The 21,178-nt window shown below is 71.1% G+C and carries 21 protein-coding genes and 1 tRNA gene; 9 read left to right on the top strand and 13 right to left on the bottom strand.

The genetic code is table 11. From position 1 onward, the window contains the following. Window positions 1–133 precede the first annotated feature (133 nt). From ACWC5O_RS01855 to ACWC5O_RS01840, 4 genes are all read right to left on the bottom strand, one after another. The gene (locus ACWC5O_RS01855; protein ID WP_450589551.1) at window positions 134–346 is read right to left on the bottom strand and encodes a hypothetical protein; all 213 of its coding nucleotides are present in this window, start codon (window positions 344–346) and stop codon (window positions 134–136) included. 94 nt (window positions 347–440) lie between these two features. Further along, window positions 441–1,325 (bottom strand): SDR family oxidoreductase, encoded by an 885-nt coding sequence (locus ACWC5O_RS01850; RefSeq protein WP_450589552.1) that lies wholly within the window; start codon window positions 1,323–1,325, stop codon window positions 441–443. Then, window positions 1,322–2,239 (bottom strand): alpha/beta fold hydrolase, encoded by a 918-nt coding sequence (locus ACWC5O_RS01845; protein ID WP_450589553.1) that lies wholly within the window; start codon window positions 2,237–2,239, stop codon window positions 1,322–1,324. The genes ACWC5O_RS01850 and ACWC5O_RS01845 overlap by 4 nt, the downstream gene beginning before the upstream one ends. Next, on the bottom strand, window positions 2,236–3,765 hold the full coding sequence (locus tag ACWC5O_RS01840; RefSeq protein WP_450589554.1) for a flavin-containing monooxygenase: 1,530 nt from the start codon (window positions 3,763–3,765) through the stop codon (window positions 2,236–2,238). The genes ACWC5O_RS01845 and ACWC5O_RS01840 overlap by 4 nt, the downstream gene beginning before the upstream one ends. A gap of 200 nt (window positions 3,766–3,965) precedes the next feature. On the opposite strand from ACWC5O_RS01840, the gene ACWC5O_RS01835 reads away from it, so the two are divergent. Continuing rightward, on the top strand, window positions 3,966–4,586 hold the full coding sequence (locus tag ACWC5O_RS01835) for a MerR family transcriptional regulator (RefSeq protein ID WP_450589665.1): 621 nt from the start codon (window positions 3,966–3,968) through the stop codon (window positions 4,584–4,586). A gap of 9 nt (window positions 4,587–4,595) precedes the next feature. Here ACWC5O_RS01835 and ACWC5O_RS01830 read toward each other — a convergent pair whose 3' ends face one another. After that, window positions 4,596–5,399: an exodeoxyribonuclease III gene (locus ACWC5O_RS01830; protein ID WP_450589555.1), complete on the bottom strand. Its 804-nt coding sequence runs from the start codon at window positions 5,397–5,399 to the stop codon at window positions 4,596–4,598. Between the two features lie 71 nt (window positions 5,400–5,470). Between ACWC5O_RS01830 and ACWC5O_RS01825 the strand changes: the two genes are divergently transcribed. Next, window positions 5,471–5,950, top strand: coding sequence for a GNAT family N-acetyltransferase (locus ACWC5O_RS01825; protein ID WP_450589556.1), 480 nt, complete (start codon window positions 5,471–5,473; stop codon window positions 5,948–5,950). A gap of 47 nt (window positions 5,951–5,997) precedes the next feature. Here ACWC5O_RS01825 and ACWC5O_RS01820 read toward each other — a convergent pair. The 7 genes from ACWC5O_RS01820 to galU form a co-directional block, all read right to left on the bottom strand. Continuing rightward, a tRNA-Ala gene (locus ACWC5O_RS01820) sits at window positions 5,998–6,071 on the bottom strand. Window positions 6,072–6,164: 93 nt separating this feature from the next. After that, complete coding sequence (sepX, locus tag ACWC5O_RS01815) at window positions 6,165–7,400, bottom strand: divisome protein SepX/GlpR (RefSeq protein WP_450589557.1); 1,236 nt, start codon at window positions 7,398–7,400, stop codon at window positions 6,165–6,167. A 184-nt stretch (window positions 7,401–7,584) separates the two neighbouring features. Continuing rightward, on the bottom strand, window positions 7,585–8,217 hold the full coding sequence (locus ACWC5O_RS01810) for a GNAT family N-acetyltransferase (RefSeq protein WP_450589558.1): 633 nt from the start codon (window positions 8,215–8,217) through the stop codon (window positions 7,585–7,587). A gap of 20 nt (window positions 8,218–8,237) precedes the next feature. After that, window positions 8,238–8,738 (bottom strand): MogA/MoaB family molybdenum cofactor biosynthesis protein, encoded by a 501-nt coding sequence (locus tag ACWC5O_RS01805; RefSeq protein ID WP_450589559.1) that lies wholly within the window; start codon window positions 8,736–8,738, stop codon window positions 8,238–8,240. Next, entirely contained in the window at window positions 8,735–9,247 is a 513-nt protein-coding gene (gene moaC, locus ACWC5O_RS01800) for a cyclic pyranopterin monophosphate synthase MoaC (RefSeq protein WP_450589560.1), read from the bottom strand. The genes ACWC5O_RS01805 and moaC overlap by 4 nt, the downstream gene beginning before the upstream one ends. Before the next feature lie 79 nt (window positions 9,248–9,326). Then, entirely contained in the window at window positions 9,327–10,649 is a 1,323-nt protein-coding gene (gene glp / locus ACWC5O_RS01795; RefSeq protein ID WP_450589561.1) for a molybdotransferase-like divisome protein Glp, read from the bottom strand. Next, window positions 10,646–11,557 (bottom strand): UTP--glucose-1-phosphate uridylyltransferase GalU, encoded by a 912-nt coding sequence (gene galU, locus ACWC5O_RS01790; protein WP_450589562.1) that lies wholly within the window; start codon window positions 11,555–11,557, stop codon window positions 10,646–10,648. Before galU ends, glp begins: the two co-directional genes overlap by 4 nt. A gap of 134 nt (window positions 11,558–11,691) precedes the next feature. Between galU and ACWC5O_RS01785 the strand changes: the two genes are divergently transcribed. Then, window positions 11,692–12,273, top strand: coding sequence for a 5-formyltetrahydrofolate cyclo-ligase (locus tag ACWC5O_RS01785; RefSeq protein WP_450589563.1), 582 nt, complete (start codon window positions 11,692–11,694; stop codon window positions 12,271–12,273). 116 nt (window positions 12,274–12,389) lie between these two features. On the opposite strand, the gene ACWC5O_RS01780 is transcribed toward ACWC5O_RS01785, so the two are convergent. After that, on the bottom strand, window positions 12,390–15,149 hold the full coding sequence (locus tag ACWC5O_RS01780) for a penicillin acylase family protein (RefSeq protein WP_450589564.1): 2,760 nt from the start codon (window positions 15,147–15,149) through the stop codon (window positions 12,390–12,392). A gap of 223 nt (window positions 15,150–15,372) precedes the next feature. Between ACWC5O_RS01780 and ACWC5O_RS01775 the strand changes: the two genes are divergently transcribed. From ACWC5O_RS01775 to mscL, 6 genes are all read left to right on the top strand, one after another. Continuing rightward, complete coding sequence (locus ACWC5O_RS01775; protein ID WP_450589565.1) at window positions 15,373–16,923, top strand: potassium/proton antiporter; 1,551 nt, start codon at window positions 15,373–15,375, stop codon at window positions 16,921–16,923. A gap of 280 nt (window positions 16,924–17,203) precedes the next feature. Then, window positions 17,204–18,502 (top strand): MFS transporter, encoded by a 1,299-nt coding sequence (locus tag ACWC5O_RS01770; RefSeq protein ID WP_450589566.1) that lies wholly within the window; start codon window positions 17,204–17,206, stop codon window positions 18,500–18,502. A gap of 67 nt (window positions 18,503–18,569) precedes the next feature. Next, window positions 18,570–18,881, top strand: a complete 312-nt coding sequence (locus ACWC5O_RS01765) for an FmdB family zinc ribbon protein (RefSeq protein ID WP_450589567.1) — start codon at window positions 18,570–18,572, stop codon at window positions 18,879–18,881. 100 nt (window positions 18,882–18,981) lie between these two features. After that, window positions 18,982–19,815, top strand: a complete 834-nt coding sequence (locus ACWC5O_RS01760; RefSeq protein ID WP_450589568.1) for an S-methyl-5'-thioadenosine phosphorylase — start codon at window positions 18,982–18,984, stop codon at window positions 19,813–19,815. A 324-nt stretch (window positions 19,816–20,139) separates the two neighbouring features. After that, the gene (locus ACWC5O_RS01755; protein WP_450589569.1) at window positions 20,140–20,565 is read left to right on the top strand and encodes a hypothetical protein; all 426 of its coding nucleotides are present in this window, start codon (window positions 20,140–20,142) and stop codon (window positions 20,563–20,565) included. Window positions 20,566–20,703: 138 nt separating this feature from the next. Further along, window positions 20,704–21,162, top strand: coding sequence for a large conductance mechanosensitive channel protein MscL (mscL, locus tag ACWC5O_RS01750; protein ID WP_450589570.1), 459 nt, complete (start codon window positions 20,704–20,706; stop codon window positions 21,160–21,162). Window positions 21,163–21,178: the final 16 nt, after the last annotated feature.

The following is a 21,178-nucleotide window of genomic DNA, read 5'->3' as shown; positions in this document are numbered from 1 at the left end:
TCTGGCGGGCGCCACCTTTGGCCATCCGGCGGAACAAGCGCAGTGCAGTCGCACGCACGGGGACACCTGGTATACGCAGCCAGCGGCGTCTTGGCCGGGCACCCCGCCTCAGGGGTGAAGTCGAGCGCGGCGACTAGGCGTCGTAGTCCTGGTCGAGGCGGTCCTGCATCTCCCGCTCCGTGTCCTGGATGTCACGGTAGTTCTGGCGCTCGGGCTGCTGACCGCGCTGCTGCTGGCCACGCTGCGGCTGCTGAGCGCGCTCCTGCTGGCCACGCTGCGGCTGACCCTGCTGACCGGCCTTCTCCTTGGACTGACCGATCTTGCTGGACTTGTCCTTCATACCCATGTGGGTTCACTCCCGTGGTGGGTGTGGGTGGGGGGGCGGCCCCTGGGAGGGGCCTCGACCAGATTCACACGGGGGAACACGGAGCGCATGTCGATCAGTTACGGTGCGTAGCGCGTGCCGCCTCGTCGGCCGCGCCACCTGCGCCGACGAGCCCGGAACGCATCCCCTGCAGACGGGGCGCGAACCGCCGCATCTCGCGCTGGCCGACGGTGCCGATGAGCGCCGGCAGGTACCCGCGCACGCCCTGCATGCCGCGCAGCCACCACTGCCCGTACACGTGCGCCGAGCGCCGCTCGATACCGGCGACGATCCGGTCGACCGCCGGGCCCAGCGGGTACGTCTTGTTCGACGGCCACGGCAGCCGCTGCCTCAGCTCCCGCATGACGTCGTCCTGGTCGGCGCCGCGCACCATGTCGGTGTCGGTCCAGGACAGGTACCCGACGCCGACGCGCACGCCCTGGTGGCCGACCTCGGCGCGCAGACTGTGCGCGTACGCCTCCACGCCCGACTTGGAGGCGCAGTACGCCGTCATCATCGGCGCCGGGGTCATCGCGGCGAGCGAGGCGATCTGCAGCAGGTAGCCGCGGCTCTCGGTGAGCACCGGCAGGAAGGCCCGGGCCGTCACCGCCGAACCGATCAGGTTCACCTCGATCACGCGCCGCCAGGCCTGCGGGTCGGACTCCGCGAAGGGCCCGCCGGTCGCCACACCGGCGTTGGCGACGACGATGTCGACCTTGCCGAACCGGTCCTTGACCTCCTGCGCCACCCGGCTCATCGTCTCGTGGTCGGTGACGTCGGCGTACCAGTGCGCACTGTCGCTGTGCAGCCGCCCGGAGACCTCCTTGAGCGCCTCCTCCTCCAGTCCGACGAGCGCCACCTTGGCGCCGCGCGCGGACAGCTTGCGCGCGAGCAACTCGCCGACGCCGCGCGCCGCTCCGGTGACGACGGCGACCTGCCCTTCGAGGCTGACCCTGCTCATGCGCCCTCCTTGGTGTACGTGTAGGTGCTGACGAGTTCCCGGATCTTTCCGGTCACCAGCTCGGGAGCCTCCACCGGAGTCATGTGGCCGAGCCCCGGCAGCTCGGTGAGGCCGAGGCAGTTGGGCAGCGCGGCGGCCAGCGAGCGGGCGTGCACCGGAGGCGTGAGCCGGTCGGCGGCACCGACGATCACCGCCGTCGGCACGCGCAACTCCCGTACGCCGTGGTCGAGGTCGAGCCGCTTCAGCACCTCCGCCCAGACATGGCGCACGGAGCGCGGGCAAGCGTGCACGATCCGCGCGCACGCCTCCACCATGTGCGGTGCTGAACCGGCGCCCATCGTGGCGTACTTGAGGATCGCCTTGGCAACCGCCGTGACCGGACCGAGCGGGGCGCGCGAGCCCAGGATGCGCGCCGTGATCCAGGTGCGCACGCGCCCGGCGCGCCAGGGTACGACCCGCGCCTCCGCGACCAGCCGCGAACTTCCCGTACTGCACAGCAGAACCGCAGCGGTGTGCTCCCGGAATCGGGGGCGCGCGGACGCGGCCATCACGGTCATCCCGCCCATGGAGTGCCCCGCGATCACGGCCTTCTCACCGGGCGCGAGGGTCTCGGCGAGCACCGCTTCCAGATCGTCCGCCAGCGCGTCGGTGGTGCACGCGGAGCTCGCGGCACTGCGCCCGTGCCCCCGCTGGTCGTACGCGATCACCCGGTGGTCGGCCGCCAACTCCCGTATCTGCGCCGCCCAGAACGCGGTCGAGCAGGTCCAGCCGTGGGAGAGGACGACAGGCGGCGCGTCCTCGGGCCCGTGGACCTCGACGTGCAGGCGTGCGCCGTCGGCGGAGACCACGGTGAGGGTGCGGGCGGGGGCGGGCGGGGCGTAGGGGCCCGAGGCCACGGCGGTGGGACGGCTCATGCGGCGGCCTCGCTCTCCTGCTTGACAGCCGTGTCCGCTTCGGCAGGCTTGGCGTCGGCCTTCCGGATCACCTCGTACTCCGCCAGGTCCACCCGCCGGGTCGCGCGCCGGAACTCGGTCGTCGTACCGGGCCAGATGGTGGTGTTGCGGCCGCTCGCGTCGAGGTACCAGCTGGTGCAGCCGCCGGTGTTCCACACGGTCCGCTTCATGCGCTCCTGGACCTTGTGGTTCCAGTCGTCGACGGCCGCGGGCCGGGCGTCGAGGGCGGTGCGGCCGCCGAGGACGTCGAGCTGGCGCAGGTAGTCGGCCATGTAGTTCAGCTGCGACTCGATCATGAGGATCATGGAGGAGTTCCCGAGGCCGGTGTTGGGCCCGATGATCGTCATCCAGTTCGGGAACCCGGCGGCCGAGGCACCGCGCAGCGCCTGCATGCCGCTCTTCCAGGACTCCGCGAGCGTGCCGCCCGCCGCACCGACCACGCGCTCGGCGATGGGCATGTCCGTGACGTGGAAGCCCGTACCGAAGATGATCGCGTCGACCTCGGCCTCGGTGCCGTCGGCGGCGATCACGGTCGACCCGCGGATCTCGGTGAGCCCGCTCGCGACGACGTCCACATTCGGCCGGGTGAGCGCCGGGTAGTACTCACTGGACAGCAGGATCCGCTTGCAGCCGATGCGGTAGTCCGGGGTGAGCTTGGCGCGCAGGGCCGGGTCCTTGACGGCGCGGGCCATGTTGCGCTTGGCGAGCCGCTCGACCAGGCCGAGTTCGTCGGGATGCTTGGTGAACGCCTGCACCTGCAGTTCCCGGAGTCCCCACAGCAGTCCGCGCCGCAGCTGGGTGGTGAAGGGCAGCGCCCGGTGCAGCCGGCGCTCGGCGCCGCTGATGGCGCGGTCCACGCGGGGCATCACCCAGGGCGGGGTGCGCTGGAAGAGGGTGAGCCGGCCGACCTGGCGCTGGATGGCGGGGACGATCTGGATGGCGGAGGCGCCGGTGCCGACCATGGCGACGCGCTTGCCGCGCAGGTCGTAGTCGTGGTCCCAGCGGGCCGAGTGGAACACCTTGCCGGGGAAGGAGTCGAGCCCCGGGATCCGCGGGATCTTCGGGTCGGACAGCGGCCCGGTGGCGGAGACGACGACGTCGGCGGTCAGTGTCCCCCGGGTCGTCCCGATCTCCCAGCGCAGCTGCTCGGCGTCCCAGGTCATCAGCTTCACCTCGGAGTCGAAGCGGATGTGCGGGCGCAGCCCGAAGACGTCGGTGACGTGCTCCAGATAGGCGCGGATGTGCTGCTGCCCGGAGAAGGTGCGCGGCCAGTCCGGGTTGGGCGCGAAGGAGAAGGAGTACAGGTGGGAGGGGACGTCACAGGCGCACCCGGGATAACTGTTGTCCCGCCAGGTGCCGCCGACGCTGTCGGCCCGCTCCAGGACGACGAAGTCGGTGATCCCCTCGCGGCGCAGCCGCACCGCGGCTCCCAGTCCGCCGAACCCGGACCCGATCACCGCCACTCGTACATGCTCGTGCTCGGCCATCCCGAAGCCTCCACGCATCGCCTTGGACTCTGCCAGTGAACACTGGCACAATGGGACTGTAGAGCAGCTCCGTACCGAGCGGTAGGGGCAGGCGAGGGAAAGTTACCGGCGGTACAACATAGGCTTCGGACGTGGCAGACGACGGCGAACGCAAGGACGAGCAGGGCAGCGGCAAGGTCGGCGCACCGCGCGAGTACCGCATGGAGGAGCTGGCCCGCCTGGCCGGCATCACCGTGCGCACGCTGCGCTTCTACCGCGAGCGCAAGCTGATCCGGCCACCCCGCCGCGAGGGCCGAATCGCCTGGTACGACGACCGCCACCTGGCCCGCCTGCGCACGATCTCGGCGCTGCTGGAGCGCGGCCACACCCTCAACGGCATCGCGGAACTCGCGGAGGCCCTCGACCAGGGCCGCGATGTCGCCGACCTGCTCGGCGTCGGCACCCCCACCGAGGAGGAGCCGGTCCACCTCACTCCCGAGGAACTCGCCGCCCGCTTCGAGGGCGAGGTCACCCCAGAGAACCTCGCCGCCGCCATGGAGCTGGGCTATCTCGGCACCGACGGCGACGAGATCGTCCACATCAGCCGCCGCCTGCTGGACGTCTCCTCGGCCCTGGTCCGCGAGGGCATACCCCTCGCCGAGGTCCTGGCGGCCGGCAAACGCGTCCGCGAACACGCCGACGCCCTCGCCGAACTCTTCCGCGACCTGATCCTGCGCCACGCCCCCGAGGAGGACCTGCACCGCCTGCGCCCGCTCGCCCGGAGCGTCGTGGAGGCGGAACTGTCCCTGGCGCTGGACCGGCGGCTCAACAAGCGGGACTGAGCCGCGCTCCTACAGGTCGTACACGACGGTCACCGGCGCATGGTCGGACCACCGCTCGGCGTGCGTGGCCGCGCGCTCCACGAGTCCCTTGACGGCCTTGGCCGCGAGCCCCGGGGTGGCCACGTGGTAGTCGATGCGCCATCCCGAGTCGTTCTCAAAAGCCCGCCCCCGGTACGACCACCAGGTGTACGGCCCCTCGGCGTCCGGATGCAGGGCGCGTACGACGTCCACGTAGCCGCCGTCCTCCGCGGCGAGCACCCGGGTGAGCCACTCCCGCTCCTCGGGCAGGAAGCCCGAGTTCTTGGTGTTGCCGCGCCAGTTCTTGAGGTCGGCCTGCTGGTGGGCGATGTTCCAGTCGCCACAGACGACCACCTGGCGCCCGTCGGCGGCGGCCCGCTCGCGCAGCTCCTTGAGGTGGACGAGGAACTCGCCCATGAAGCGGACCTTCTCGTCCTGGCGCTCGGTGCCGACCTCGCCGGAGGGCAGATAGAGGGAGGCGACGGTCACACCGGGCAGGTCGGCCTCGACGTAGCGTCCGCTGCCGTCGAACTCGGCCGAGCCGAAGCCGACCCGGACGCGGTCGGGCTCGCGCCGCGTGTACAGGGAGACACCCGCGCGCCCCTTGGCGGCCGCCGGGGCGTGCACGACGTGCCAGCCGTCGGGCTGCCGGACCTCCTCCGGCAGCTGGTGGGGCTCGGCGCGCACCTCCTGCAGGCAGACGATGTCCGCGGAGGTCTGGGCGAGCCACTCCACGAAGCCCTTCTTGGCGGCGGCCCGCAGCCCGTTCACGTTCACCGAGGTCACAGTCAGCACCAGGGCACGATACCGGCACACTGGTCGTGGTTCGCGCCTCCCACCCTCTGCATAGAAGTACGATGCCCAGCATGAATATACGCCGTGTTCGTTTCGATCACCCCGACGCCGTCAAGCTCAACGACGAGGTTCAGGCCGAATACCACCTGCGCTACGGCGACGGCGGCGACGCCACGACCCTCGACGCCGGCGACTTCGCCCCGCCCCGGGGTGCCTACCTGATCGCCTACGACGAGCACGACCGCCCGGTGGCCACCGGCGGCTGGCGCAGCCAGGACCTCAACGAGGAGGGCAACGAGGACGGCGACGCCGAGCTCAAGCGCATGTTCGTCGTCGAGGCGATGCGCGGCCGGGGCCTCGCCCGCCGCATCCTCGCCGTCCTGGAGGAGGACGCCCGCACGGCCGGCCGCGTCCGCATGGTCCTGGAGACCGGCACCAAGCAGCCGGAGGCCATCGCCCTGTACACCTCGAGCGGTTACGAGCCCTGCGCCAAGTTCGGCTACTACCGCCACTACGAGGAGAGCCTCTGCTACGCCAAGCAGCTGAGATGAGCGACGAAGCCCCGGTCGGCTACTGCCGACCGGGGCTTCATGATGCGTGGACCTGAGGGGATTTGAACCCCTGGCCCCCTCGATGCGAACGAGGTGCGCTACCGGACTGCGCCACAGGCCCTTGCAACGAGTGAAACTCTAGCATCCCCATCGGGGTGCTTGGAAATCCGTTCCCTGACTGGTCAGAGGCGGGCTTCCAGCCCCGTGACGGCGGTCACTCGTTGGCCGCGCGCGGCCGGTCCCCGTCCTCGTACTGGTCGAAGAGGGGGGTGCGTCCGCGCTCGCGCGAGCGGCGGGCGGAGGCCGCGCGGCGGGCGTCGCTACGGCCGTCCGCCGGCTTGTCCTCCGAGTCGAGCGCCGCCTCGCCCTCGTCGGCCTCCGGCGCGCGGCTCGCCTCCTGCTCCGGCACCACCGAGCTGGAACGCGCCGAACTCCATGTGTCGGGCGCCCCCAGGTCCACGTCGGAGGCGGCCCGCGGCGCGACCGGCGCGGTCACGTACGTCGGCAGGGGCACCGGCACCGGGTCCCAGCTGTCCCCGTGCCCGGGTCGCCGCTGCCGCTCACGCTGCTGCTGGTCGACCCACTCGGCGTGGTCCGTCTGCTCCACGAGGGCGCGGCGGTCCGCGGCGAGCGCGGAGAGACCGGTGTCGGTCTCGGTCTCCGGCCCCCCGTCCGGTTCGTCGGCGGCTGGGCCCGCGTCGAGGGACGCGCGCCGGCGCGGCTGGCGTTCGCGCAGCCGCTGGGCCGCGACCTCGGCGCGCCGGCGGTCCATCTGGTAGGCGAACCGGCGGCGCTCCTGGGAGCGCAGGTAGGCGATGTACGCGCTGAGCATGACGGCGGGTACACCGGGCGCCCACAGGAAGGCGAGGCCGCCGACGGCGGCGACGACGGCGCCGAGCGTGAAGGCGAGGAAGAGCATCACGGTGGTGCGCCGACGGCGCGCCAGTACCTTCGAGCGCCGGGCACGCGCCGCGGACGCCTGCGCCGAGGGTGCGCGCCGTGCGGCCGGCACGCGCTTCTGCGCGGGCGCGGAGGCGGAGGCGGAGGCGGAGGCGCCGGGCGCGCGATGCCCGGACGCGGAAGGAGACTTGGGCGCCGGGATGACGGGCTGGTCGCGTGCCGGTTCCGCCCGCCCGGGCGCCTCCGCCCCGCTCTCCGGGCGCACCTGACGGCGGGTCGGAGGCATGGCGAAGGCCCGGACGTCCACCGAGTCGGTGACGGCGTCCGGATCACTGGCGTCCGGCTCCCCCTCCTGGGCGGAGCGCGCCCGCAGGTCCCTGGCGTACCGGCGCTCCATCCCCGCCCGTCCGGACAGCAGCCGGATGGCGGTGCTGAAGCGTTCCGTCGGACGGGCCTCGTTCAGCTCGTCCTGCCTACGGAGCCACATCGGCACCAAGTAGGCGGCCCAGGCCCCGACAATGACTGCGTAGATGAGGCCGCTGCTGCTCACGCCTCACACGGTAGAGGGGTTTGCGTGAGGCCATCCGCCAATTGGGCCGGTGTGTCGCACGATCTGGCTGATATTTCCAGCTTTTTTTGCGACCGATGCGATCAGTGGACCGTCCGAGCCGCCAATTCAACGCACCGAGACGGTCATCAGCCGATCAATTTCGAACACTTATTCAATTTCGAGCCTAGGCGGGATTCCCCGGAGTGTTCTCCTGCGTGTGCCGCGCCCGCTGAGACCGTGCCCGCTTCCAGCGCCCGAGCAACCCCTCCGGCACTTCTTCCGCCGTGAGCGCGAAGACGAGGTGGTCGCGCCAGGCTCCGTCGATGTGCAGATAGCGCGGCCGCAGCCCCTCCTCGCGGAATCCGAGTTTCTCCACGACCCGGCGGCTGGGCCGGTTCTCGGGGCGAATGCAGACCTCGATGCGGTGCAGCCCGACGGTGCGGAAACAGTGGTCCACCACGAGCGCGACGGCCGTCGGCATCACCCCGCGCCCGGCCACCGCCTCGTCCACCCAGTAGCCGACGTGGCCCGAGCACATCGACCCCCAGGTGATCCCGGCGACCGTCAACTGCCCGACGAGCTGCCCCTGGTACTCGATGACGAACGGCAGCATCCGGCCCGCGTGGGCCTCGGAGCGCAGGTGCCGGACCATCTGGCGGTAGGTCGGCCGGTGTGCTATCGGCCCGCTCGGCGTGGGCGGCGGGATGGTCGCCTCCCAGGGGCGCAGCCAGTCCCTGTTGCGCCGGTTCACCTCACGCCAGGCCCGCTGGTCGCGCAGCTTTATCGGCCGGAGGACGACATCTCCGTCCGCCAGCACGACGGGCCAGGAAAGGCTGTTCAGCTCGCACCCCCACTGCTGGGTCTCGGGTGGTCGCCGCCGCGGATCTGGTCGACGGCGTGCACCAGCAGCGGCTCCAGGACGGCGAGACCGTCCCGCACCCCGCCGGTGGAGCCCGGCAGATTGACGATCAGGGTCCGCCCCGCCACCCCGGCCAGACCCCGGGACAGCGCCGCGGTCGGCACCTTCTCCCGTCCGAACGCCCGGATGGCCTCCGCGATGCCCGGCACCTCGTAGTCGATCACCGCGCGGGTCGCCTCGGGCGTGCGGTCGGTGGGTGAGACACCGGTGCCACCGGTGGTGACGACGACGTCGTAGCCGGCGTCGGCGCCGGCGCGCAGCGCCGCCTCGACCGGGTCCCCGTCCGGGACGACCCGAGGGCCGTCGACCTCGAAGCCGAAGCCCCGCAGGCCGTCGGCGACCAGGGGGCCGCCCTTGTCCTCGTAGACCCCTGCGGCAGCCCGGTTGGAGGCGGTGACCACCAGAGCGCGGTACGTCATGCCCGGCTCCAGTCGCCCGACTTGCCGCCCGTCTTCTCCTCAACCCGCACGTCCGTGATGACCGCTCCCTTGTCGACCGCCTTGACCATGTCGATCACGGTGAGCGCGGCGACCGTCACCGCGGTGAGGGCCTCCATCTCGACGCCCGTACGGTCCGTCGTCTTCACGGTGGCCTGGATCTCCACGGCGTCGTCCGCGACCGACAGATCCAGTTTCACACCGGACACCGACAACGGGTGGCACAGCGGGATCAGGTCCGGGGTGCGCTTGGCGCCCATGATGCCCGCGATGCGCGCGGTCGCCAGGGCGTCCCCCTTGGGAACCCCCTCACCGCGCAGCAGCTCGACCACCCGGGGTGACACCAGGACCCGGCCGCTCGCGCGGGCGGTGCGCGCGGTCACGTCCTTGCCGGACACGTCGACCATGCGGGCCGCGCCCGCGTCGTCGATGTGTGTCAGTCGGTCCTGCACAGGGGGTCCGGGGGTCTCCCCCCGGGAAGGCACAGTCATGGTGTGTAGCGCTCCTGGTCCGGGCCCGTCGCAGTGCGGTGCACGGGCCTGTTGTGCGCGACACGGTACCGCCCGCTCGTCAGCCGAGCAGCACGACCTCCACGTCCGTACCGGGCTCGACGCACTCCACGTCCTCGGGGACGACGATCAGCGCGTCGGCCTGCGCCAGCGCCGCGATCAGGTGGGAGCCCGAGCCGCCCACGGGAGTCACCTCGCCGTCGGCGTACTTGCCGCGCAGGAACTGCCGGCGCTCCTTGGGGGAGCCGAGCGCCTTGTCCGCCTTCAGGGTGGCCCGGGTGCGGGGCCGGTGGACGTCCTCGAGACCCATCAGGGTGCGGATCGCGGGGCGGACGAACAGCTCGAAGGAGACGTACGACGACACGGGGTTGCCGGGCAGGGCCAGCAGGGGCGTGTGGTCGCGGCCGATGGAGCCGAAGCCCTGCGGCTTTCCGGGCTGCATGGCGATCTTGCGGAAGTCGATGCCGCCGCCCGCCTCGTCCTCGTCGCCGACGTGCGCCAGCGCCTCCTTGACCACGTCGTAGGCCCCGACGCTCACCCCGCCCGTGGTCACCAGCAGGTCGGCGCGGACGAGCTGGTCCTCGATGGTGGAGCGGAGGGTGTCGGCGTCGTCGGCGACGGCGCCCACCCGGTAGGCGATCGCGCCCGCGTCGCGGGCGGCCGCGGTGAGGGCGAAGCTGTTGGAGTCGTAGATCTGGCCGTTGCCCAGTCCCTCGCCGGGCTGGACGAGTTCGCTGCCCGTGGACACGACGACCACGCGCGGGCGCGGGCGCACCCGTACCGAGCCCCGGCCGATCGCGGCGAGCAGCGCGATCTGCGGCGGACCGAGGATCGTCCCGGCCTGCAGGGCCAGGTCTCCGGCCTTCACGTCGCTGCCCCTGGCGCGCACGTGCGCGCGTGCCTCGGCGGGGCGGTGCACGCGAACCTGCCCTTCGGCGCCCTCGGGGGCCAGGCTGCGGGCCCGCATCCCGCTCGCGGGCCCCTCGCCGAACCCGCCGTCGGTCCACTCGACGGGGACCACGGCCTCGGCGCCGGGTGGCAGCGGGGCGCCGGTCATGATGCGGGCGGCCTGGCCGGGTCCGACCCGGACCAGGTCAGCCGAGCCGGCCGCGATGTCCCCGACGACCTCGAGGACGGCCGGGAACTCCTCGGTGGCGCCGGCGACGTCCGCGACCCGCACCGCGTACCCGTCCATGGAGCTGTTGTCGAACGGTGGCAGGGAGACCGGCACCGTGATGTCGTCGACCAGAACGCAGCCCTGGGCGTCGAGCAGTTGCAGCTCGATGGGTTCGAGGGGACGGACGGTGGTGAGGATGTCCTCCAGGTGCTCGTCCACCGACCAGAGGTGGTCCGGGCCGGCGGGGCTGGTCGCGGCGTTGCTCAACGTTGCTGCATCTCCTCGGCTACGTAACTGCGAAGCCAGGTCCGGAAGTCCGGGCCCAGGTCTTCACGTTCGCACGCCAGTCTGACAATGGCACGCAGGTAGTCGCCACGGTCGCCGGTGTCATAGCGGCGGCCCTTGAAGACGACGCCGTGCACCGGGCCGCCGACCTTCTCGTCCTGGGCGAGCTGCTGGAGGGCGTCGGTCAGCTGGATCTCGCCGCCGCGGCCGGGCTCGGTCTTGCGCAGTATGTCGAAGATGTGCGGGTCGAGGACGTAGCGACCGATGATCGCGAAGTTCGACGGGGCGTCCGCCGGGTCCGGCTTCTCGACCAGGCCGGTCACCTTGACCACGTCGCCGTCGGCGGTGGCCTCGACGGCCGCGCAGCCGTAGAGGTGGATCTGCTCGGGCGCGACCTCCATGAGCGCGACCACGCTGCCGCCGTGCCGCTCCTGGATCTCGATCATGCGCTGGAGCAGCGGGTCGCGCGGGTCGATCAGGTCGTCACCGAGGAGGACCGCGAAGGGCTCGTGGCCGACGTGCGGGGCCGCGCACAGGACGGCGTGACCGAGGCCCCTGGGGTCGCCCTGGCGCACGTAGTGCATGGTGGCCAGGTCGCTGGACTCCTGGACCTTCGCGAGCCGCTCGGCGTCGCCCTTCTTCTCGAGGGCGGACTCGAGCTCGTAGTTGCGGTCGAAGTGGTCCTCCAGCGGACGCTTGTTGCGTCCGGTGATCATGAGGACGTCGTCGAGCCCCGCCGACACGGCCTCCTCGACCACGTACTGGATCGCCGGCTTGTCCACGACCGGCAGCATCTCCTTGGGAGTGGCTTTGGTGGCCGGCAGGAACCGGGTACCGAGGCCCGCTGCGGGAATGACAGCCTTGCTGATCCTGGGGTGCGACTGAGTCATGCCCGCAACCTTATCCGGTGCCTTTGTAAGGAATCTGTGGCTCCGGTTAATTGGCCCTCATATGAGCGCATTAACGAAGGGTGCAAGAGCGACCAGTGGTACACGACGGACGCACGAGCGAGCCTGACAAGCGAATGTTGCGACGGGAGTTCCTCGCGGTGAGGAACAGGTTGACGGAGGATGTCGTACGGGAGGCGGGCGACACGCTGGCCGAGCGCGCCCTCGAGCTGCCCGAACTGGCGCGTGCGCGCACGGTGGCGGCGTACGTCTCCGTCGGGAGCGAGCCCGGCACACTCGCCCTGCTGGACGCGCTGCGCGCGCGGGGCGTGCAGGTCCTGCTCCCCGCGCTGCTGCCCGACAACGACCTGGACTGGGGCGAGTACGCCGGCCCGGACTCCCTCGCGCGGATCCAACACGGCGGGAAGATGGCCCTGTTCGAGCCCTCCGGCGAGCGCCTCGGCCCGGACGCGGTGATCGCGGCGGACGTCGTTCTGCTGCCCGGGCTCGCGGTGGACGCGCGCGGGATGCGCCTGGGGCGCGGCGGAGGGTCGTACGACCGGGTGCTCGCGCGCCTGGAGCGTGCGGGCGCGCGCCCCGCGCTCGTGGTGCTCCTGTACGACACGGAAGTCGTCGCACGCGTCCCGGAGGAGGCGCACGATCAGCCCGTGCACGCGGTGGTGACGCCGTCGGGTGTGCGCCGCTTCCCGGGCGCCTGACAAGGCGAGGTCCTCGGCCCTCGTACGGGACGGGCCCCCTCCACGCGCGCGTGGAGGGGGCCCGTCCCGTCGGCTTGCCGATGGGGTCCCCCAGACCTTGAGGCACTGGGAGAGGATCACGGCTTGAGGACGAGTGTGTCGCTCGTGCTCGCGTCGACCGCCTTGCCGGAGAACGACCAGGGCAGCAGCTCGCCCTTGACCCACTTGCTCGTCTGGTCCGTGTAGTGGGCGCTGTAGGCGTGTCCGGAGGCTCCGGTCAGGTTGATCCACTTGGACTTGTCGAGGTCCTTGAGGTTGACGACCATGCGCATCGACGGCACCCAGACGACGCCGTAGCCGCCGGCGGCGTTCCAGCCGGTCGCGTTGACGGTGGCCTCGCCGCCGCTGAGCTTCCAGGGGCCGCGGTTGAGGACGTACTGGAGGAACTCGGGTCCCTCGGTACCGAGCGTCTGGTTCTTCAGGAACAGGCGGTGCAGCCGGCCCCAGCTCCAGGTGTCGATGTCCTTGCCGAGCTTGGCGGTCAGCTCCCAGCGGGCGTCGATCATGGCGCGGGCGAAGAGCTGGTCCCGGTTGTTGGCCTCCGGGCGGGTGCCCGACTTGGGCGTCTTCCACCAGTCGCTGTCCGGCTTGTCCATCAGCGTGCGCACGACCTCGAACCAGCGGTCGCCGCCGTCCGGCTGCGCCTGGTCGGCGTCGCGCCGGCCGCACTCGCGGACCTTCGTGTCGTCGTCCACCGGACCGGTGCTGTCGATCTTGTCGACCCACAGGCACTGGCCCTTGACGCGCACCTCCTTGGGGAGCTTGTTGCCGAAGGCGAGCTTGAGGACGTTGCGCCACACGGCGTTGAAGTAGGCGGCCGCCGCGGAGTCGGCGTCCTGGGTGTAGTCCCAGCCCTCCAGCAGCTTCTGCGCCTCCCGGACGTTCTTGTCGTCGAGGTTGATCTTCAGCAGCTTGGGCACGAGCAGCTTGGCGATCTCGCTGCTGTTGTCCAGCTGCATCTGGCGCATGTCGTCGGTGGAGATCTTGCCCGTGCCCTTGATCTTGGACTCGATCAGGTCGGTGATGCGCTGGCTGCGGGTGCCGTAGCCCCAGTCGGTGGTGAGCGTGTACGGGTACTTGTCCTTGTCGACCACGGCCTGGTTGGCGGTGACGATGTAGCCCCGCTCGGGGTCGTACTCGTAGGGCAGCTCGTCCTGCTTGACGAAGCCGGTCCAGCGGTACTTCGAGTCCCATCCCGGCGCCGGGATGGAGCCGTCGTCCACCGAGGAGCGGGTGGGGATCCTGCCGGGCAGGGTGTAGCCGATGTGGTTGTCCGTGCTGGCGTAGATCAGGTTCTGCGAGGGCACGTCGAACAGGGCGGCGGCGGAGCGGAAGTCGCTCCAGTCGGCTGCCCTGTCGATGGCGAACACGGCGTCCATGGAGGTGCCCGGGTCGAGCGCCGTCCACCTCAGGGCGATGCCGTAGCCGTCGCCGCGGTCGGGCGCGGCCGTGTTCACGGCGGCCTTCCTGCCGACCTGGACGAGTTCGTCGTCACGGTCGGACAGCAGCGGCATCCCGTCGGCCGTCTGGCGTACGACGATCGTCTTGGACTTGCCGCCGGCGACCTTGATGGTCTCCTCGCGGGACTTGAAGGGCCGGACCTTGCCGTCGTACAGGTAGCCGCTGCCGCTGAGCTTCTCCAGGTACAGGTCGGTGACGTCGACACCGGAGTTGGTCATGCCCCAGGCGATGTCCGCGTTGTGGCCGATTATCACGCCGGGCATGCCGGCGAACGTGTAGCCGGTGACGTCGTACTGGCACTTGCTGGAGACGGTGCGGCAGTGCAGACCCATCTGGTACCAGACGGACGGCAGCGACGCCGACAGGTGCGGGTCGTTGGCGAGCAGCGGCTTGCCGGTGATGGTGTACTTCCCGGCGACGACCCAGGAGTTGGAGCCGATGCCCTGGCCGTTCACTCCGACGGCGGTGGGCACGTTGTCCAGGACCTTGTAGAGGCCCGCCAGCTGGCTCGTGAGGGCCGAACCGGCCGCGGACGAGGTGGAGGAGCCGGTCGTGCCGGTCGTACCCTGAGAGCCGCTCGTGGCGCCGCCCTGCTGGAAGGCCTTGGCCGCGTCGCTGTACTGGCCCTCCTGGACGATCGGCTTGTTGCGGCTGTAGGGGTACTCGGGGTACAGGTCCTTGATCTGCTGCGGGCCGAGGCGGCTGGCCATCAGGGCGCGGTCGATCTCGTCCTGCATGTTGCCGCGCAGGTCCCAGGCCATCGCCTTCAGCCAGGAGACGGAGTCGACCGGGGTCCACTTCCCCGGCTTGTAGTCGTTGGTGAAGCCCAGAGCCGCGTACTCCAGGGAGATGTCCTCGCCGTCCTTGCCCTGGAGGTAGGCGTTGACACCCTTGGCGTACGCGTCGAGGTACTTCTTCGTGGAGGCCGACAGCTTGGTGTCGTACTCCTCCTTGGCGATCCGGTCCCAGCCGAGGGTGCGCAGGAACTCGTCGTTCTTGACCTGCCCCTTGCCGAACATCTCCGACAGGCGCCCGGAGGTCATGTGCCGGCGCACGTCCATCTCGTAGAACCGGTCCTGCGCCTGGACGAAGCCCTGCGCCATGAACAGGTCCTCGTCGGACGAGGCGTAGATCTGCGGGATGCCGTTCCCGTCCCGCTTGACGTCGACGGGCCCCGACAGACCCTGGAGTGTGATCGAACCCTTGGTCTGCGGGAAGGACGCACGGACGGTGCTGATCGACCAGTACGCCCCGTAGGCGACGCCGCCGATGATGGCCAGGACGAGCACCAGCACGATAAGTCGGGCTTTGCGCCCCTTCTTCCTGCCGGACTTGCCGGGCTTGTCGCCCGTTGTGGCGGTGGTGTTGGGGGGCATCGCTGTCCTTGCTGTCCTAACGCGAGCGGCAGGTCGGGCTGTGACTTTGAATGAGCGCTGGAGCAACCATAGGCGCAGGGCCCCGAGCCACTTGACGCGGAGTCGGGAACAGGCGCGCACGGACGTTCGATCTTGCCTCGGCGAGTGTCAAGAAAACGTCAAGAGTTAGGTAAGGTAACGAAGTACTTGGATGCGGTGCGCCGCAGCCTCGGGTCTTGTGTACGTGAGCTCGCGCGCCCCCCGCGCGGGCCAAGGAAGGGAACCGCCGCTGACTGTCCACCACCTCGACCAGCTCCTGCTCGTCTGCTCCCTGGTCCTCCTGGTCGCCGTCGCGGCCGTCCGGATCTCCTCACGCAGCGGGCTCCCCAGCCTGCTCGTCTACCTGGGGATCGGCGTCCTGATGGGCCAGGACGGCATCGGGAACATCCACTTCAACAGCGCCGAGATGACCCAGGTCATCGGGTACGCGGCCCTGGTCGTGATCCTCGCCGAGGGTGGTCTGGGCACGAAGTGGAAGGAGATCCGGCCGGTCCTGGGGTCCGCCTCCATGCTGGCGCTGGCGGGTGTCGCGATCAGCGTCGGCGCGACCGCTGCGGGAGCTCACTATCTGGTCGGGCTGGACTGGCGGCAGGCGCTCATCATCGGCGCGGTCGTCTCCTCGACGGACGCGGCGGCGGTCTTCTCGGTCCTGCGCAGGATCCCCCTGCCCGCGCGCGTGACGGGCACGCTGGAGGCGGAGTCCGGCTTCAACGACGCCCCGGTGGTCATCCTGGTCGTCGCCTTCTCCACGGCCGGCCCGGTCGAACACTGGTACGTCCTGGTGGGCGAGATAGCTCTGGAACTGGCCATCGGCGCGGCCGTGGGTCTCACGGTGGGCTGGCTCGGGGCCTGGACCCTCAAGCGCGTCGCCCTGCCCGCCTCGGGCCTCTACCCGATCGCCGTGCTGGCGATCGCCGTCACGGCCTACGCCGCCGGCGCGCTGAATCACGGCAGCGGCTTCCTCGCCGTCTACCTGGCGTCGATGATGCTCGGCAACGCCAAGCTCCCGCACTGGCCCGCCACGCGCGGCTTCGCCGAGGGGCTCGGCTGGATCGCCCAGATCGGCATGTTCGTCCTGCTCGGCCTGCTCGTCACCCCGCACGAGCTGGGCGACGACGTCTGGCCGGCCCTCATCATCGGGCTCGCGCTGACCATGGTGGCCCGCCCGCTGAGCGTCGTCCTCAGCCTGGCCCCGTTCCGGGTGCCGTGGCCGGAGCAGGCGCTGATGTCGTGGGCGGGGCTGCGCGGCGCCGTGCCCATCATCCTGGCGACCATCCCCATGGTGAACGGTGTCGCGGGCAGCCAGCGGATCTTCAACATCGTCTTCGTGCTGGTCGTCGTCTACACCCTCGTGCAGGGGCCGACCCTGCCCTGGCTGGCGGCCAGGCTGCGCCTCGGCGAGCCGGGCGAGGCGTCCGACCTCGGCATCGAGTCGGCACCCCTGGAGCGGCTGCGCGGACATCTGCTGTCCGTCTCGATCCCCGAGGGCTCCCTGATGCACGGCGTCGAGGTCAACGAGCTGCGACTGCCGCCCGGCGCGGCCGTCACCCTCGTCGTCCGGGAAGAAAAATCGTTTGTGCCGCTGCCCACGACAGTGCTGCGGCACGGGGACGAACTCCTCGTGGTCGCCACCGACCCGGTGCGCGACGCGGCGGAACGGCGCCTGCGCGCGGTCGCCCACGGCGGCAAGCTGGCCGGCTGGCTGGGCACGAACGGGGCGGGCGGCTCTCGTTAAGGGGGCGTTTCGTACGGTTCACACCTTCGGTAATCACAGGCGACCGCACCTGGTGGTGCTCATTTTCACAGGTGAGCGAGGCGGTGCCCCCTGTACGATGAAGGCGCACCCTGATCGAACCAACTCTGCCTGACGCAGAGCTGGCGCGACCGTATGGCGGCCGGGCCACCCCCACCCACAGTGGGCGCCGGTATCTACCGCAGTCCGCGCAAGAGGACAGCTCTCGGCGCCCGGGCCCGCAACGGGGCCCGCGCTACCAGGCGGCAGAAAGGCACGGGCCGTGGGATCCACGGTCACCACCACCGCACCGGAGACGACCTCGCCGGTCCCTTCCCGCCCCGGATACGGACAGCTGCTGCGCACCCGCGGCGCCTGGACCTTCCTGCTCCCCGGCTTCGCGGCCCGCCAGCCGTTCGCGATGCTCACCATCTCCATCGTGCTGCTCGTGCAGCACACCACCGGCTCGTACGGCGCCGCGGGCGCCGCCGCGGCCGCCACCGGTGTCTCCATGGCGCTGTTCGCGCCGTACAGCGGCCGCCTCGCCGACCGTCACGGGCAGCGCGCCGTCCTGATCCCGGGTGTCCTGGTGCACACGCTGTCGGGCCTGACCCTGACGGCGCTCGCGCTTGCGCACGCGCCCCTGTGGGCGCTGTTCGTGGCGGCCGTGCCGACCGGCGCCTCGGTCCCGCAGGTCGGCCCCATGGTGCGTGCGCGCTGGGGCGTGAAGCTCCCGGACTCGCCCCTGATGACCACCGCGGCGGCCTTCGAGTCCGTCACGGACGAGCTGACCTTCGTCTTCGGGCCGCTGCTGGCGACCGCGCTGTGCACCGCCGTGACCCCGTCCGCGGGCCTGGTGACCGAGGCCGCGCTGACGCTCGTCGGCGGTCTGCTGTTCGCCGCGCAGAAGAGCACGCAGCCGCCGGCGTCCGGCGAGAGCGGGCACGCGCGCGTGAAGCACGCCTCCGCCCTGCGCGTCCCGGGCGTACGGGTGCTGGTGGTGACCTTCCTGGGCATCGGGTCGGTCTTCGGCGGCATGCAGGTGTCGCTGGCGGCGTTCACCGAGTCGATCGGCGAGCCCGGCCTCAACGGTGTCCTCTACGGCACCTTCGCCGCGGGCAACATGCTCTCCGGCATCGTCTGCGGCGCGATCGCCTGGAAGGCCGCCCCGCAGCGGCGCCTGGTCCTTGGCTACGCCGCGCTCGCGCTGACCGCGTCCACACTGTGGACGGCGCACTCGGTGCTGCTGCTGGCCGGTCTCGGCCTGCTGGTCGGCATGTGCATCGCGCCGGCCCTGATCACCGGCTACACGCTGGTCGAGGACCTGGTCCCGGCCGAGGCCCGCACCGAGGCGTTCACCTGGCTGACCGGCGCCGTCGCGCTCGGTCAGGCGGCCGCCGTCACCGTCGCCGGACAGCTGGAGGACCGCCTGTGGGGCGGTGCCGGATTCCTGGTGCCGATGGCCGGCACCGTGCTCGCGCTGGCCACCCTGGTCGCCCTGCGTTCGCTGCTGGTCGCCCGAGCCCGGACCCGCACGGTCGCACGTGGCGTCGGTCACCGCGTGCCGGTGACGGTGGACTGATCCCCGGGAATACGTCACTATGGACCGTCGTTAGCACTCATCGAGTGAGAGTGCCAGGAGGAAGACAGTGCCGACCTACCAGTACCAGTGCACCGAATGCGGCGAGGGCCTCGAGGCGGTTCAGAAGTTCACCGATGACGCCCTGACCGAGTGCCCCAACTGCGGTGGCCGCCTGAAGAAGGTGTTCTCCGCGGTCGGCATCGTCTTCAAGGGCTCCGGCTTCTACCGCAACGACTCCCGCGGCTCCACGTCGAGCAGCAGCCCGGCGTCCAAGTCGTCCAGCTCCTCGTCGTCCGACTCGAAGTCGTCCTCGTCGGCGTCCTCGGCGTCCTCTTCGTCCGCGTCTTCGTCGGGCTCCAGCAGCAGCTCCGCGGCCTGAGTTCTCGCTCCCCGGGCCCTGCCGTCGCGTGACGGCAGGGCCTCAGGTGTACCCGGGCACCGGCTCCCCCGCCTTTTCGCAGCCAGCTAATGTGCTCGTCATGGCGAACGCAGAGATCGGTGTAATCGGCGGGTCGGGCTTCTACTCGTTCCTCGACGACGTGACCGAGGTCCAGGTGGACACCCCCTACGGGCAGCCCAGCGACTCCCTCTTCCTCGGCGAGATCGCCGGCCGGCGGGTCGCCTTCCTGCCCCGGCACGGCCGCGGCCACCACCTGCCCCCGCACCGGATCAACTACCGCGCCAACCTCTGGGCCCTGCGCTCGGTCGGCGTCCGGCAGGTACTCGGACCGTGTGCCGTGGGCGGGCTGCGCCCCGAGTACGGCCCGGGCACCCTGCTCGTACCCGACCAGCTGGTGGATCGTACGAAGGCCAGGGTGCAGACGTACTTCGACGGGCTGCCGCTGCCCGACGGCACGGTGCCCAACGTGGTGCACGTGTCCATGGCCGACCCCTACTGCCCCGCCGGACGGGCCGCCGCGCTGAAGGCGGCGCACGGACGGGACTGGGAACCGGTGGACGGCGGCACGCTGGTCGTGGTCGAGGGGCCGCGCTTCTCGACCCGTGCCGAATCGTTGTGGCATCAGGCGCAGGGCTGGTCGGTGGTGGGCATGACCGGCCACCCCGAGGCGGCGCTCGCCCGTGAGCTGGAGCTGTGCTACACGTCGCTGACCCTGGTCACCGACCTGGACGCCGGTGCCGAGACCGGCGGGGGGGTCTCGCACGAGGAGGTGCTGCAGGTGTTCGCGGCCAACGTGGACCGGCTGCGGGGCGTGCTGTTCGACACGGTGGCGGCGCTGCCGGAGACCGGGGCGCGGGACTGCCTGTGCAGGAACGCGCTCGGCGGGATGGATCCGGGCTTCGAGCTGCCGTAGCGGGAGGGGCGACGCGAGGGACGGGGCGACGCGAGGGACGGGGCGAGCGGAATTCCCCGTTCGGGTGGGCGAGTTGTCCACAACCGGTCAGTGGTCCACCGGCTCCGGCGGGCTTCGGCGCGAGGCGTCATCGTGGCATCGCAAGCCGAAATCCCCTCGTCGCAGGCGGTGATCCCCATGCCCTTGGCCCCCTCGTCCCCCAGTCCGTCCGCGCCTCCCCTCCGCCTCCCGCGCCCCCTCGGCACCGACGCCCCGGCGACCTGCGAGGTCCCGCACTTCGCCCCGGTGCGCGTGCGCGGCGGCCGGTATCAGCTGTAACGGCTCGTGCGGCAGCGCAGGCGGGCTCTCGCGGCCGGCCTCGCCGTGACCGCGGCCGCGCTCGTGGCGGCGGGGCCGCGGACCGCGACCGAACCCCACCGCGCCGAACGGGCCCGCGGGCACCCGGTCACGGAACCCGTACGACGGCACGGAGCGGTGGACGTGGTGACGGCGCCGGTGCGGATCTCGGACGCCGCCACCGTCAGGTTGCTCCGGCCCGGCGACCGCGTCGACGTCATCGCCGCCGAGGACCCGTCGGCCGGAGGCGGCGCCCGGGTGCTCGCGCGGGGCGTGCGGGTGACGAAGGTGCCGGAGCCTGTGGAGGGTGCGTCCGAGAGCGGGGCGCTGGTCGTGCTGTCGGTGCCGCGCACCACGGCGGCGCGGCTCGTCGGTGCGAGTGCCACGGCACGGCTGGCGGTGACGCTGTGCTGAGCCACTTCGGCCGGTGTCACTGCGGCCCGCCGTCAAGTCCTTCGATCGAGCTGAGGAATTGGAGACAATGGCCGTACCGTGCCGTAGGTTGCGGAGCGTTTCGTTCCACACCCTGTGCACGCGAGGAGAGTCCCCGAGGTGAACGCGAAGAAGGAACCGAGCATCTGGCAGGGCTTCAAGGCCTTCCTGATGCGCGGCAACGTCGTCGACCTGGCGGTCGCGGTGGTCATCGGCGCCGCCTTCACCAACATCGTCAACTCGGTGGTGAAGGGGCTCATCAACCCGCTGGTGGGCGCGATCGGCACACAGAACCTGGACCACTACAGCTCGTGCCTGAGCAGCAGCTGCAGGGGCGACCAGGGCATCCAGCTGATGTGGGGCTCGGTACTCGGCGCGACGCTGAGCTTCGTGATCACCGCGGCCGTCGTGTACTTCCTGATGGTTCTGCCGATGGCGAAGTACCTGGCCCGGGTGGAGGCCCGCCGGAAGGCGAAGGAGGGCACGCACGAGATCATCGAGGTGACCGAGCTGGAGGTCCTCAAGGAGATCCGCGACGCACTGGTCGCCCAGCGCAGGTCGGGGCACGACGAGCGCTGACGACGCTCCCGCGGGC

This window comes from Streptomyces sp. NPDC001450, from assembly GCF_053597295.1.
This window is presented reverse-complemented; position numbering and strand designations above follow the sequence as displayed.

Excerpts from the sequence above, each read along its gene's own strand:
- ACWC5O_RS01855 (WP_450589551.1), bottom strand. The coding sequence starts at position 346 with ATGGGTATGAAGGACAAGTCCAGCAAGATCGGTCAGTCCAAGGAGAAG.
- ACWC5O_RS01850 (WP_450589552.1), bottom strand. The coding sequence starts at position 1,325 with ATGAGCAGGGTCAGCCTCGAAGGGCAGGTCGCCGTCGTCACCGGAGCG.
- ACWC5O_RS01845 (WP_450589553.1), bottom strand. The coding sequence starts at position 2,239 with ATGAGCCGTCCCACCGCCGTGGCCTCGGGCCCCTACGCCCCGCCCGCC.
- ACWC5O_RS01840 (WP_450589554.1), bottom strand. The coding sequence starts at position 3,765 with ATGGCCGAGCACGAGCATGTACGAGTGGCGGTGATCGGGTCCGGGTTC.
- ACWC5O_RS01835 (WP_450589665.1), top strand. The coding sequence starts at position 3,966 with ATGGAGGAGCTGGCCCGCCTGGCCGGCATCACCGTGCGCACGCTGCGC.
- ACWC5O_RS01825 (WP_450589556.1), top strand. The coding sequence starts at position 5,471 with ATGAATATACGCCGTGTTCGTTTCGATCACCCCGACGCCGTCAAGCTC.
- ACWC5O_RS01805 (WP_450589559.1), bottom strand. The coding sequence starts at position 8,738 with ATGACGTACCGCGCTCTGGTGGTCACCGCCTCCAACCGGGCTGCCGCA.
- moaC (WP_450589560.1), bottom strand. The coding sequence starts at position 9,247 with ATGACTGTGCCTTCCCGGGGGGAGACCCCCGGACCCCCTGTGCAGGAC.
- galU (WP_450589562.1), bottom strand. The coding sequence starts at position 11,557 with ATGACTCAGTCGCACCCCAGGATCAGCAAGGCTGTCATTCCCGCAGCG.
- ACWC5O_RS01785 (WP_450589563.1), top strand. The coding sequence starts at position 11,692 with ATGTTGCGACGGGAGTTCCTCGCGGTGAGGAACAGGTTGACGGAGGAT.
- ACWC5O_RS01780 (WP_450589564.1), bottom strand. The coding sequence starts at position 15,149 with ATGCCCCCCAACACCACCGCCACAACGGGCGACAAGCCCGGCAAGTCC.
- ACWC5O_RS01760 (WP_450589568.1), top strand. The coding sequence starts at position 18,982 with ATGGCGAACGCAGAGATCGGTGTAATCGGCGGGTCGGGCTTCTACTCG.